Source organism: Aeromonas sobria, from assembly GCF_050266975.1.
GTDB lineage: Bacteria > Pseudomonadota > Gammaproteobacteria > Enterobacterales > Aeromonadaceae > Aeromonas > Aeromonas sobria_B.
In genome coordinates, this window is the sequence record NZ_JBKISU010000012.1 from 108970 (window position 1) to 122035 (window position 13066).

At 60.4% G+C, this 13066-nt stretch carries 10 protein-coding genes; 7 read left to right on the forward strand and 3 right to left on the reverse strand.

The features are described from left to right. Positions 1 to 2 precede the first annotated feature (2 nt). Complete coding sequence (gene yfaE, locus ACLHZ1_RS09090) at positions 3 to 311, forward strand: class I ribonucleotide reductase maintenance protein YfaE (RefSeq protein ID WP_427261823.1); 309 nt, start codon at positions 3 to 5, stop codon at positions 309 to 311. Positions 312 to 503: 192 nt separating this feature from the next. Here yfaE and sstT read toward each other — a convergent pair whose 3' ends face one another. After that, positions 504 to 1751 carry a serine/threonine transporter SstT gene (sstT, locus tag ACLHZ1_RS09095; protein WP_427261812.1) on the reverse strand — a complete coding sequence of 416 codons (1248 nt, stop codon included), beginning with the start codon at positions 1749 to 1751 and terminating at the stop codon, positions 504 to 506. Between the two features lie 344 nt (positions 1752 to 2095). On the opposite strand from sstT, the gene ACLHZ1_RS09100 reads away from it, so the two are divergent. The 4 genes from ACLHZ1_RS09100 (at position 2096) to ACLHZ1_RS09115 (ending at position 9500) form a co-directional block, all read left to right on the forward strand. Then, positions 2096 to 4024 (forward strand): RecQ family ATP-dependent DNA helicase, encoded by a 1929-nt coding sequence (locus ACLHZ1_RS09100; RefSeq protein ID WP_427261813.1) that lies wholly within the window; start codon positions 2096 to 2098, stop codon positions 4022 to 4024. Between the two features lie 725 nt (positions 4025 to 4749). Then, positions 4750 to 6672, forward strand: coding sequence for a PrkA family serine protein kinase (locus ACLHZ1_RS09105; RefSeq protein WP_111872767.1), 1923 nt, complete (start codon positions 4750 to 4752; stop codon positions 6670 to 6672). Positions 6673 to 6699: 27 nt separating this feature from the next. Continuing rightward, positions 6700 to 7971 carry a YeaH/YhbH family protein gene (locus ACLHZ1_RS09110; protein ID WP_427261814.1) on the forward strand — a complete coding sequence of 424 codons (1272 nt, stop codon included), beginning with the start codon at positions 6700 to 6702 and terminating at the stop codon, positions 7969 to 7971. Positions 7972 to 7979: 8 nt separating this feature from the next. Then, positions 7980 to 9500, forward strand: coding sequence for a SpoVR family protein (locus ACLHZ1_RS09115; RefSeq protein WP_427261815.1), 1521 nt, complete (start codon positions 7980 to 7982; stop codon positions 9498 to 9500). A gap of 91 nt (positions 9501 to 9591) precedes the next feature. Here the strand turns inward: ACLHZ1_RS09115 and fadR are convergent, their stop codons facing one another. Then, the gene (fadR, locus tag ACLHZ1_RS09120) at positions 9592 to 10305 is read right to left on the reverse strand and encodes a fatty acid metabolism transcriptional regulator FadR (protein ID WP_427261816.1); all 714 of its coding nucleotides are present in this window, start codon (positions 10303 to 10305) and stop codon (positions 9592 to 9594) included. Between the two features lie 335 nt (positions 10306 to 10640). Here fadR and nhaB point away from each other — a divergent pair, with 335 nt between their 5' ends. Both nhaB and dsbB read left to right on the forward strand, forming a co-directional pair. Continuing rightward, positions 10641 to 12224 carry a Na(+)/H(+) antiporter NhaB gene (gene nhaB, locus ACLHZ1_RS09125; RefSeq protein ID WP_427261817.1) on the forward strand — a complete coding sequence of 528 codons (1584 nt, stop codon included), beginning with the start codon at positions 10641 to 10643 and terminating at the stop codon, positions 12222 to 12224. 84 nt (positions 12225 to 12308) lie between these two features. After that, positions 12309 to 12830, forward strand: coding sequence for a disulfide bond formation protein DsbB (gene dsbB, locus ACLHZ1_RS09130; RefSeq protein ID WP_427261818.1), 522 nt, complete (start codon positions 12309 to 12311; stop codon positions 12828 to 12830). 12 nt (positions 12831 to 12842) lie between these two features. On the opposite strand, the gene ACLHZ1_RS09135 is transcribed toward dsbB, so the two are convergent. Next, on the reverse strand, positions 12843 to 13066 hold a 224-nt coding region (locus tag ACLHZ1_RS09135), incomplete at its 5' end, for a hypothetical protein (protein WP_427261819.1).

A 13066-nucleotide genomic window follows, 5' to 3' on the forward strand; every position in this document is an offset into this window, starting at 1 on the left:
GCCTGCTGGCGCCGGCGCAACCCGGACAACGGCGCGAGGACGAGGCCAGGCGCCCCGCCCTCGTCCATAGCCGGTACGGCGCCCTGGCGACCCGGCCGGGAGAGACCCTGCTCGACACCCTGGAGCGCCACGGCCATCGCGTGGAGTTCCAGTGTCGCAGCGGCTATTGCGGCGCCTGCCGCACTCCCCTGCTGGCGGGCCGGGTGCACTATCCCGAACAGCCCCTGGCCTTCGTCCCGCCGGGCCAGTGCCTGCCCTGCTGCTGTCGCCCCCTGGGCAACGTCAGCCTGGATCTGGCTCACGGCGACTGAGCCATCCCCAGGATACCAGGAGCCCTCAGTCGAGGGCTTTCTCTTTTCTCTCCTCCCTCCCCGACCCCTGATGGCCCTTGCCATCGCCCAGCGGCCATCGAGTGCGCTTGATATCGGCACGCACGCCAGCCATAAAAAATGCCCTCCGAAGAGGGCATGTTCTTGTTGCAGCCAAGGCTGCCGAGTGTGGACTCAGACGTTGCGGCTGGCCGCAGGCTGGCCCTGCAGGCTCTCATCCTCGGCCATGCAGGCCGCGGCGGTGAACAGCACGTCGGTGGAGCTGTTGAGGGCCGTCTCGGCGGAGTCTTGCAGCACGCCGATGATGAAGCCGACCGCGACCACCTGCATGGCGACATCGTTGCTGATGCCAAACAGGCTGCAGGCGAGCGGGATCAGCAGCAGGGAGCCGCCGGCTACCCCGGAGGCGCCGCAGGCACTGATGGTCGCTACCACGGAGAGCAGCACCGCGGTCGCGATATCCACCTGCAGACCCAGGGTGTGCACGGCCGCCAGGCTCAGTACCGTGATGGTGATGGCGGCGCCGGCCATGTTGATGGTGGCCCCGAGCGGGATGGAGACCGCATAGGTGTCTTTGGGCAGCTTGAGCTTCTCACACAGCGCCATGTTGACCGGGATGTTGGCGGCGGAGCTGCGGGTGAAGAAGGCGGTCACGCCGCTCTCTTTCAGGCAGGTCAGCACCAGGGGATAGGGATTGCGCTTTATCTTCCAGAACACGATGAGCGGGTTCACCACGAAGGCGATGAACAGCATGCAGCCGATCAGCACCGCCAGCAGGTGCGCATAGCCGAGCAGGGCATCGAATCCGGTTTCCGCCAGGGTGGAGGCGACCAGGCCCAGGATGCCGAGCGGGGCGAAGCGGATCACCAGCTTGACGATGGTGGAGATGCCACCAGACAGATCGGAGACCAGGGCCTTGGTGCTGTCACTGGCATGACGCAGCACGACGCCAAGGGCGATGGCCCAACCCAGGATGCCGATGTAGTTGGCGTCCATCAGCGCCTTCACCGGATTGCTCACCAGGTTGAACAGCAGGGTCTGGAGCACTTCGGTGATGCCACCCGGGGGGGTGATGTCGGCCGTGTTGGCGACCAGGTGCAGGCTGGAGGGGAACAGAAAACTGGCCAGCACCGCCACCAGGGCTGCCGCGAAGGTGCCAAACAGGTAGAGGCCCAGCAGCGGGCGGATATTGGTCTTCTGACCCTGCTTGTGGCCCGTGATGGCGGCGATCACCAGCACGAAGACCAGGATGGGGGCCACGGCCTTGAGGGCACCGACAAACAGACTGCCGAGCAGGCCGGCGGATTTGGCCCACTCAGGCGCAAACAGTGCCAGCAGGATACCGGCGATCAGGCCGACCAGGATCTGGCTGACCAGGCTGGTACTATTTACCAAACGAAGGAGGGGGTGTTGTTGTGTCATCTATATAGTCCCTGTACACACGCGGTGTTTGAATCATTGAGTCCTGTGGCGACCATCTTCATTCGGAACTAACCGAACGAACCCCCCTGCTGCGGGCAGACCTTCTCTTGATGGGGTCCGTATTCCAGGGGGGAGTCGCACCATGGGAATATCCCATCTACAACAGGTTTTTTCCACACATACACCACGAAAATCCCATTTTACATCACAAAAAACCACAACAATTGGATAACGCAATATCAACACCCGGGTAAAGAAGGCTAAATCTTGCCCACTCGGCACCGGGAAGCCCCCGGGCCATGGGTCAGGTGGTATCATGGCCCCTTTACTCAGGATGACGCCCCATGATCTCCTCTTTGCTGCAACAGCACTTCGGTTTCACCCAGCTCAGGCCAGGCCAGGAGGCGGTGATGGCGCAGATCCTGGCCGGTCGCAGCGCCGCCGCCATCTTCCCGACCGGCTCCGGCAAGTCCCTCTGTTACCAGCTGCCGGCCCTTGCCCTGCCCCACCTCACCCTGGTGATCTCCCCCCTCATCGCCCTGATGCAGGATCAGCTGGCCTTCCTCAAGGGCAAGGGCATAGCGGCGGCGGCACTGGACTCGAGCCTGAGCCCGGAGCAGAGCCGGGAGGTGATGGGTCAGATAGAGGCGGGCCAACTCAAGATCCTGATGATCTCGGTCGAGCGGCTCAAGAACGAGCGCTTTCGCCGCTTCATCGCCACCGTGCCCATCTCCCTGATGGTGGTGGATGAAGCCCACTGCATCTCGGAGTGGGGCCACAACTTTCGCCCCGACTACCTCAAGCTGCCCGAACACAGGCGTGCCCTCAAGATCCCCCAGGTGCTGCTGCTGACCGCCACCGCCACCCGCGCCGTGATGCAGGACATGCAGCGCAAGTTCGACATCGACGATGACGGCCTGGTGGTGACCGGCTTCTACCGCCCCAACCTGGACTTGAATGTCGTGCCCATGGCGCCAGGGGCGCGAGACGCCTGGCTGATAGGGGAGATGGCGCGCGCGCCCTCGGCCCCGACCATCGTCTATGTCACCCTGCAGCACACCGCAGAGGCGTGCGCCGCCCGGCTGGCCCAGGCCGGCATCCGCGCCCGCGCCTATCATGCCGGGCTCGGCGCCGATCTGCGCCAGACTATCCAGCGCGACTTCATGAGCGGCCGGCTCGACTGCATCGTCGCCACCATCGCCTTTGGCATGGGCATCGACAAGGCCGATATCCGCCGGGTCATTCACTACGACTTGCCCAAATCCATCGAGAACTACAGCCAGGAGATAGGTCGCGCCGGACGGGATGGTCAGCTATCCCACTGCACCGTGCTGGCCAACCGCACCCAGTTGCCCGTGCTGGAGAACTTCGTCTACGGGGATACGCCGGACAAGGCCGCCATCGCCCAGCTGCTGACCCAGCTCCCCCCGGCCGGCGAGGCCTGGGAGTTCGTGCTGCTGCGCCTCTCAAACGAAACCAACATCCGCCAGCTTCCCTTGAAGACCCTGCTGGTCTACCTGGAGCTCAATGGCATCTTGAGCCCGGCCTACAGCTACTTTGCCGACTACAGGTTCAAGTTCATCGCCGACAGGGAGGCCATACTCGCCCGCTTCGATCAGGGGCGCCGTCACTTCCTCGAGGCCCTGTTTGCCAGCGCCCCCCAGGCCCGCAGCTGGTGCACCATGGATTTCGAGGCACTCTGGCAGGGTTATCAGGGGGAGCGTGGCCGCGCGGTGGCCGCCCTCGACTATCTGCAGCAGCAGGGCCTCATCGAACTCGAGAGCAAGCAGATGACCGAGGTCTATCAGGTGCAGCGCACGCCCGCCTCCCTGGATGCCCTCGTCGAGGAGCTTCATGGACTCTTCGTGCAAAAAGAGCAGAGCGAGCTGGCCAGGTTGCAGGCCCTGCTCGCCTTCTTTACCTCATCGGCTTGCCTGAGCCAGGCCCTGGCTCGCCATTTTGCCGATGAGCAGGCCCCCGCCCGCTGCGGCCACTGCTCCGTCTGCCGCGGCCAGGTGGCCCACTTGCCCCTCGAGCCGATGGCGCCACTGCCTAATGAGGCGGGGATCCGCGCCTGGTGCGATCCCCTGGCGAGCCAGTTGCCGAGCCCCGATCCCAGGATCCTGGCCCGTTTCCTGTGCGGGATCAGTACCCCCCTCACCACCCGCCTCAAGGCGGGCAAACTGGCCGGCTTTGGCCGGCTGGGCGACATCCCCTTCGCCCAGGTGCTCACCCTGGTAACGCAGGCCTATGGGCATCAGATCGCCCACTAGGCGGCTGCGGCCACAGCAGGCAGGCGGCGCGGCCTCACGTGCCACCAGTTTGCCTCAGCACAGGGAGAGCACGCCTGTGCCATGGGGCCGATCGTCATGATCACCCCCAGCATGAGGGCCATGGGAAGGGGAGAACGGCGTCTGCGGCGCCCCATCCATCGCCATCGACACGCTGAAAAAATAAGACCCTCGCGGATGCGAGGGTCAAGCCAACGGAAACGTGCTTAAACAGAGCTTTGTTTTCGATACGCAGACGCTCTCTTGCTAAAGCGGCGCAGCACCGAACACAGGTGCCAATCTAGAGCAGTGAAAATGTAGCGTCAATGTAAAAATTAGAGCTTAAACACCAATCTTCCGACATTACGTTTACGCGCACGTAAAGTAGATCCCACTGCCTGGCCATGCCGAGCCAGCTCCCGCCTGCCCTGGCGTCCTGCGATCCATCAGGGGTTGTCCCTCGTACTTCTCTTGGCAGCCATGCTGAAACATTTATTTTTATCTCTTTGACATTGCCCCGACTCTCGTGGCAAAAATAATTTAACAGTCAGTAACATACAGACACCGCTTGCCTGGCGCCGCCCAAGACGCCGGGATCCGGGCCAACCGATTTAAAGCCGTGCGCTGTGATGGATTACTGGGGGCTGTTGACTAGGCTTAAGAGGAAAGCACAACAAGAGTGATAAACCGGTCATTTTAGGGTAAGCGACTATAACGAGGGCTAAGTTATGGGCATCTTCGAGCATTACCAACAGCGTTACGAGCAAGCCAGGGAAGAGGAGTACAGCATTCAGGAGTTCCTGGACATGTGCAAACAGGACAAATCCTGCTACGCCTCCGCCGCCGAACGTCTACTGGTTGCCATCGGCGACCCGGAGATGGTTGATACCGCCACCAACCCGAGACTCAGTCGTCTCTTTTCCAACCGGGTCGTCGCCCGTTATCCCGCCTTCAAGGATTTCTACGGCATGGAAGACGCCATCGAGCAGATCGTCTCCTACCTCAAGCACTCCGCCCAGGGCCTGGAAGAGAAGAAGCAGATCCTCTATCTGCTGGGCCCGGTCGGCGGCGGCAAATCGTCTCTGGCCGAGAAGCTCAAATCCTTGATGCAGAAGGTGCCCATCTACCGGATCAAGGGATCCCCGGTCAATGACCACCCCTTCTGTCTGTTCGACATGGAAGAGGACGGCGAGCTGCTGGAGAAAGAGTACGGCATCCCGCGCCGCTATCTGCGCCCCATCATGTCCCCCTGGGCGGCCAAGCGCCTGACCGAATTTGGCGGTGACATCACCAAGTTCAAGGTGGAGAAGGTCAACCCCTCCATACTGCACCAGATCGCCATCGCCAAGACCGAGCCCGGCGATGAGAACAACCAGGACATCTCCTCCCTGGTCGGCAAGGTCGACATCCGCATGCTGGAGCACTATGCCCAGGACGATGCCGATGCCTACTCCTACTCGGGGGCGCTGTGCAAGGCGAACCAGGGCATGATGGAGTTCGTCGAGATGTTCAAGGCCCCCATCAAGGTATTGCACCCGCTGCTGACCGCCACCCAGGAAGGCAACTACAACGGTACCGAGGGGCTCTCTGCCCTCCCCTTCGACGGCATTCTGCTGGCTCACTCCAACGAGTCAGAATGGCAGCACTTCAAGAACAACCGCAATAACGAGGCCTTCCTCGACCGTGTCTATATCGTCAAGGTGCCTTACTGCCTGCGGGTCTCGGAAGAGGTGAAGATCTACGAGAAACTGCTCACCAACAGCGAACTGACCGAGGCCAAATGTGCCCCGGGCACCCTGGAGCTGCTGGGACAGTTCTCCGTGCTGTCACGGCTCAAGGAGCCGGAAAACTCCAGCCTCTACTCCAAGATGCGGGTCTATGACGGCGAGAGCCTCAAGGACACGGATCCCAAGGCCAAGAGCTATCAGGAGTACCGGGACTACGCCGGGGTGGATGAGGGCATGAACGGCCTCTCCACACGCTTCGCGTTCAAGATACTGTCGCGGGTCTTCAACTTCGACCATGCCGAGGTGGCGGCCAACCCGGTTCACCTCTTCTATGTGCTGGAGCAGCAGATAGAGCGCGAGCAGTTCCCCCAGGAGATACACGATCGCTACCTGGAGTTCATCAAGGGCTATCTCACCCCGCGCTACGTGGAGTTCATCGGCAAGGAGATCCAGACCGCCTACCTCGAGTCCTACTCGGAATATGGCCAGAACATCTTCGATCGCTACGTCACCTATGCGGACTTCTGGATCCAGGATCAGGAGTACCGGGATCCGGAGACGGGCCAGCTGTTTGACCGCGCCTCCCTCAACAGCGAGCTGGAGAAGATCGAGAAGCCGGCCGGGATCAGCAACCCGAAAGACTTTCGTAACGAGATAGTCAACTTCGTGCTGCGGGCCCGGGCCAACAATGCCGGCCGCAACCCGAACTGGACCAGCTACGAGAAGCTGCGCACCGTCATCGAGAAGAAGATGTTCTCCAACACCGAGGAGCTGTTGCCGGTCATCTCCTTCAACAGCAAGACCTCGGCGGAAGAGCAGAAGAAACACGATAACTTTGTCGAGCGGATGATGGAGAAGGGCTATACCCGCAAACAGGTACGGCTGCTCTCCGAATGGTATCTCAGGGTACGCAAGTCATCCTGATCCTGACGGCTTTGCCAAGGGGGAGTTATGGCGCACTTTATCGACCGCAGGCTCAACGGCAAGAACAAAAGCGCTGTCAATCGGCAGCGCTTCATCCGCCGCTACAAGAAGCAGATCAAACAAGCGGTCTCGGATGCCGTCTCCAAGCGCAGCATCCAGGACGTGGACAAGGGCGAGAGCATCAGCATCCCGACCCGGGACATCGGCGAGCCCCATTTCCATCAGGGGCATGGGGGCAAGCGGGAGATGGTCCATCCCGGCAATGATCAGTTCGTCTCCGGGGACAAGATAGACAGACCCAAGGGAGGCGGTGCCGGTCAGGGCGCGGGGGAAGGACAGGCATCCAACCAGGGGGAAGGGAGCGATGATTTCGTGTTCCAGATCTCCAAGGATGAATACCTGGACCTGCTGTTCGAGGATCTCGAGCTGCCCCACCTGCAAAAGACCCAGCTCAACCAGCTGATGGAGATGAAGACCTACCGGGCCGGCTATACCTCCAATGGCGTGCCGGCCAACATCAACGTGGTGCGATCCTTGCGCAACTCGCTGGCACGGCGCATGGCGCTGCAAGCCGGCAAGAAGCGCAGCCTGCGGGAGCTGGAGGAGCGACTCCTGCTGCTGTCGCAAGACCCCAGCGAACACTTCGCCGAGATAGCCCTGCTGGAAAAAGAGATCCGCGACCTGAAGAAACGCATCGACGCCGTGCCCTTCATCGACACCTTCGATCTCAAGTTCAACAACTTCGTCAAGCGGCCCGTCCCCTCCAGTCAGGCGGTGATGTTCTGCCTGATGGATGTCTCCGGCTCCATGGATCAAGCCACCAAGGAGATGGCCAAACGCTTCTACATCCTGCTCTATCTGTTCCTGAGTCGCACCTACAAGAATGTGGAGGTGGTCTATATCCGCCACCACACCCAGGCCAAGGAGGTGGACGAGCACGAATTCTTCTACTCCCAGGAGACCGGAGGCACCATCGTCTCCAGCGCCCTCAAGATGATGAGCGACATCATGGATGAGCGTTATCCCACCAACCAGTGGAACATCTATGCCGCCCAGGCCTCCGACGGAGACAACTGGGCCGATGACTCGCCCCAGTGCCGCGAGATCCTGCTGCAGGAGATCATGCCGCGGGTGCGCTACTACTCCTATATCGAGATCACCACCCGGGCCCATCAGACCCTGTGGCACGAATACGAGTCGGTGGCCAGCCAGTATCCCTACTTTGCCATGGAGCACATTCGCAAGGTGGAAGACATCTATCCGGTGTTCCGGGAACTGTTCAAGAAACAAGCGGCCTAGGGGGGCATATGACAGAGACAGCCAGAACCTTTGCGCCCTTCGATGACGGGCCTGACTGGAATTTTGACCTGCTGGAGATCTATCACCAGGAGATAGCGCGCGTCGCCAAACATTACCGGCTCGACACCTATCCCAACCAGATAGAGGTGATCACCGCCGAGCAGATGATGGATGCCTACTCCAGCGTCGGCATGCCCATCGGCTATCAGCACTGGTCATTCGGCAAGCGCTTCATCCACACCGAGCGCAACTACAAGCGTGGTCAGATGGGGCTCGCCTACGAAATCGTCATCAACTCGGATCCCTGCATCGCCTACCTGATGGAGGAGAACACCATGCCGATGCAAGCGCTGGTGATGGCCCACGCCTGCTATGGTCACAACTCGTTTTTCAAGAACAACTATCTGTTCAAGACCTGGACCGATGCCTCCTCCATCATCGATTACCTGCTGTTTGCCAAGAACTACATCACCGAGTGTGAGGAGAAGCACGGCATCGATGCGGTGGAGCGGCTGCTCGACGCCTGCCATGCCCTGATGAACTTCGGGGTCGATCGCTACAAGCGGCCCCAGAAGATCTCCCTGGCCGAGGAGAAAAGGCGCCAGAAAGCCCGGGAAGACTACCTGCAGACCCAGGTCAATGAACTGTGGCGCACCCTGCCCCGGCAGCACAAGTCCTCCAATGTGGCGGATCGCCGCTATCCGCCAGAACCTCAGGAGAACCTGCTCTATTTCATCGAGAAGAATGCCCCCCTGCTAGAACCCTGGCAGCGGGAGGTGGTGCGCATCGTGCGCAAGATCAGCCAGTACTTCTACCCGCAGAAGCAGACCCAGGTGATGAATGAGGGCTGGGCCACCTTCTGGCACTACACCATACTCAACCACCTGTATGACGAAGGGAAACTGAGCGATCGCTTCATGATGGAGGTGCTGCACAGCCACACCAACGTGGTCTATCAGCCCCCCTACAACAGCCGCTACTACTCGGGGATCAACCCTTACGCCCTCGGCTTTGCCATGTTTGTCGATCTGAGGCGCATCTGTGAGCACCCGACCGAGGAGGACAGACGCTGGTTCCCGGACTACGCCGGTACCAACTGGGTCGATACCCTTCACTTTGCCATGCAGAACTTCAAGGATGAGAGCTTCATCAGCCAGTTCCTCAGCCCCAAGGTGATGCGGGACATGAAGCTGTTTGCCATCGATGATGACGATCTGAAGAACTACCTCAAGATAGCCGCCATCCACAACGAGGAGGGCTATCACCTGGTGCGCAACGCCCTGTCGTCCCAGTACAACCTCAGCAACCTGGAGCCGAACATCCAGGTCTATGACGTGGCGGTGAAGGGAGATCGCGCCCTGACCCTGCGCTATGTGCCCCATAACCGCATTCCCCTTGGCGACTCCTATCACGAGGTGCTCAAGCACGTGCATCTGCTTTGGGGCTTCGATGTGGTGCTGGAACAGGACAATGGCGAGCTGCCAAGCGATCTCATCGGTCGCTGCCCGGAGCGGCGCCCCCTCCCTTGACCCTGCCCATGACGCCATAATGCAAAGAGCGCGCCCGAAGGCGCGCTCTTTTATCCTCTCACTCCGGGGCTGGCCCGGCGTCAGGAAGTCATCAGTTATCGCACAGATTGCTCGGCATATCGGTGCGCAGCCGGGTCCACAGCTTGCCGGACTCTATCCCGTATTGGCGCACCGTCTGGTACACCTCGTCGTGATTCTTGGTCTCGGCCAGTTTCAGCAGTGTCTTGTAATAGGCATCTGCGGTGGCGCGGGCCAGGGTATCGGAGAAGTAGTAACGCCCCACCCGACTATAGAGCCCTTTGAAACCATTGAGGATCAGGGCGTAGATGGGGTTGCCGGAGGCGAAGGAGAGCTGATGGTGCAGACGATAGTCAAACTCGGCATAGGCTTCGGCGCTGTTCTCCACCTCGTCGGCGCCCCGCAGTATCTCTGCCGCCTGCTCCGGGTTGTTGCGGATAGCGCCCCGGATGAAGATGGTGCAGATATTGGTGCGCGCCGACAGCAGCTGGGCCACCAGATCGGGCACCTTGTCCTGATCCAGGCGAGCCAGCGTCTCCAGAATGTTGAGTCCCGAGGTTTCCCAGAAGTTGTTGACCTTGGTCGGCTTGCCATGCTGTATGGTCAACCAGCCATCCCGGGCCAGACGTTGCAGCACTTCACGCAGCGTTGTGCGGGTCACACCGATTAATTCGGACAGCTCGCGCTCCGCCGGCAATATGGATCCGGGGGGGAAGCGATTGTTCCAGATGGACTCGATGATATATTCCTCGGCAAACCCGGCTGGGCTCTGCGCTTTTATAACCATGAAGTGACTCGATTCTCGTGCGTAAAAAGGCTTCCGAATAATAGCAAAGCGAGGAGGTCTGGCAAGCAGAAGGTCAGTCCTCTGCTCACATAAACGCGCAGTTTTGTTATCGGGTTGTATATAAACTCATCGATCGCCCGGCTCAAGACTCATGCATGCCCCTCTAAATCCACGACCAGCCATGGGCAAGGCTCATTATGTAATTTATAGTTAGCCGCCCATTTGATTAAAATCATGGGGGATCAAGCAAATAAGCGACAGCATCTCGCTATATGCCCACCCTAGGTTGTGGGTATGAACACAGCATCCAACAATAATTACTGAGACCCACTACTATGCCAATTAGTCTAGGGCAGGCCTTTGCGAAGAACTTTCTAGGGCATGCCCCTCACTGGTACAAGAGCGCCATCATTGCCTTCTTGATCATCAACCCCATCGCCTTTCACCTGGATCCCTTCTTTGCCGGCTGGTTGCTGGTGGTGGAATTTATCTTCACCCTGGCCATGGCCCTCAAGTGTTACCCCTTGCAACCGGGCGGCCTGCTCGCCATCGAAGCCGTGCTGATCGGCATGACTTCGGCCGAGCAGGTCAAGCATGAGCTGGTGGCCAACATAGAGGTGCTGCTGCTGCTGGTCTTCATGGTGGCGGGCATCTACTTCATGAAGCAGCTGCTGCTCTATGTGTTCACCAAGCTGCTGATCCGCATCCGCTCCAAGACCCTGCTCTCCCTGGCGTTTTGTCTGATGTCTGCCTTTCTCTCCGCCTTCCTGGATGCCTTGACCGTGATCGCCGTGGTGATCAGCGTCGCCACCGGCTTCTATGCCATCTATCACAAGGTCTCGTCGGGCAAGGAATTTGGCCACGACCATGACCACACCGACGATGTCACCGTCGCCGAGCTCAACCGCCAGCATCTGGACGACTTTCGCGCGTTTCTGCGCAGCCTCATGATGCACGCCGCCATCGGTACCGCCCTCGGGGGGGTGTGCACCCTGGTCGGCGAGCCCCAGAACCTCATCATTGGCGAACAGGCTGGCTGGCACTTTGGTGAGTTCGCCATGCGCATGTCCCCTGTCTCGATCCCCGTGTTCTTCTGCGGCCTGCTCACCTGTGTGCTGGTGGAAAAATGCCGCTGGTTCGGCTATGGCGCCCGCCTGCCCAACACGGTACGCCGCATCATGGAAGATTACAGTCGCTACGAGGATGAGCGTCGCTCCCCCCAGGACAAGGCCAAGCTGATCGTCCAGTCCCTCATCGCCGTCTGGTTGATCGTGGGCCTGGCCATGCACCTGGCCGCCGTCGGCCTCATCGGCCTGTCGGTCATCGTGCTGGCCACCTCCCTGACCGGGATCACCGAGGAGCATGCCCTCGGCAAGGCGTTCGAGGAGGCGCTGCCCTTCACCGCCCTGCTCGCCGTCTTCTTCAGCGTGGTGGCCGTCATCATCGATCAGCAGCTGTTCAAACCGGTGATCCAGATGGTGCTCTCCGCCGAGCCAGACGATCAGCTGGCCCTCTTCTATCTGGCCAACGGCCTGCTCTCCATGGTGAGTGACAACGTCTTCGTCGGTACCGTCTATATCAACGAGGTGAAGACGGCCCTGCTCAACAGTGCCATCAGCCGGGATCAGTTCGACATGCTGGCGGTTGCCATCAACACCGGGACCAACCTGCCCTCCGTCGCGACCCCCAACGGTCAGGCCGCCTTCCTGTTCCTGCTCACCTCGGCCCTGGCCCCGCTGCTGCGTCTCTCCTACGGCCGCATGGTGTGGATGGCGCTCCCCTACACCCTGGTGCTGGGTGGCGTCGGCTTCATCGCGGTGGAGTTTTTGCTCACCCCCCTCACTCACTGGTATTACGAGCTGGGGTGGTTGATGCACCACGGCAGTGCCGCCAGCACCGCCTTGCCACTGGCACATTGAGCCAGGAGGGCCCCGGTGGGGCCCTTTTCTTTTATGGCCCGCTCTGCTCTAATCCGTTTCACCTTCCCCTTCAGGATCAATCAGATGATTGCATTTCTTCGCCATATCGCCTGCCAGCGCTGGGCCTGGGGGCTGCTCGCCGCCTCCGCCCTCTTCCTCGAGCTGTGCGCCCTCTTCTTCCAGCACATACTGGGACTGCACCCCTGCGTCATGTGCATCTATGAGCGCATCGCCACTCTGGGGGTGCTCGCCGCCGGTCTGATAGGCCTGGTCAATCCGCAGCAGTGGTACCTGCGCTGGAGCGCGCTGCTGCTGTGGGGCTTTAGCGCCGTGCGGGGCCTGCAACTGGCGCTGCAACACGTGGATTATCAGCTCAACCCCTCTCCCTTCAACGTCTGCAGCCCCTATGCCGATTTCCCGAGTTGGCTGCCCCTCGACCGCTGGGTACCCTGGCTCTTCTTCCCGGACGGAGACTGCAGCGAGATCAGCTGGCAATTCCTCGGCTTCTCCATGCCCCAGTGGCTGGTCGCCATCTTCGCCGCCTACCTGCTGGTGGCGACCGTGGTGATCATCGGCAACCTGACCAGGGGACGCTGCTGCGACTGATGCGGCCACCCATCATGCAACCCTGACAAAGAGGCGCCCATGGCGCCTCTTTGTCATCCTCCTCCCAAGAGCGCCCAGTCTTTCACCGTGCCATGAAAAAGCCGCCCTTATGAAGTGAACCCCGAAAGTTGGACACCCAACGAGTAGGGGTTCTTCGTTTCTATGGGAAAGCAAAAATACTCGACCGACTTCAAACGTCAGGTCGTTCTTCACTATCTCAACGGTCATGACGGTGC

Coding starts and splice junctions, on each gene's coding strand:
- ACLHZ1_RS09105 (WP_111872767.1), top strand. CDS start 4,750: ATGGGCATCTTCGAGCATTACCAACAGCGTTACGAGCAAGCCAGGGAA.
- fadR (WP_427261816.1), bottom strand. CDS start 10,305: ATGGTTATAAAAGCGCAGAGCCCAGCCGGGTTTGCCGAGGAATATATC.
- sstT (WP_427261812.1), bottom strand. CDS start 1,751: ATGACACAACAACACCCCCTCCTTCGTTTGGTAAATAGTACCAGCCTG.
- ACLHZ1_RS09115 (WP_427261815.1), top strand. CDS start 7,980: ATGACAGAGACAGCCAGAACCTTTGCGCCCTTCGATGACGGGCCTGAC.
- nhaB (WP_427261817.1), top strand. CDS start 10,641: ATGCCAATTAGTCTAGGGCAGGCCTTTGCGAAGAACTTTCTAGGGCAT.
- dsbB (WP_427261818.1), top strand. CDS start 12,309: ATGATTGCATTTCTTCGCCATATCGCCTGCCAGCGCTGGGCCTGGGGG.
- ACLHZ1_RS09110 (WP_427261814.1), top strand. CDS start 6,700: ATGGCGCACTTTATCGACCGCAGGCTCAACGGCAAGAACAAAAGCGCT.
- ACLHZ1_RS09100 (WP_427261813.1), top strand. CDS start 2,096: ATGATCTCCTCTTTGCTGCAACAGCACTTCGGTTTCACCCAGCTCAGG.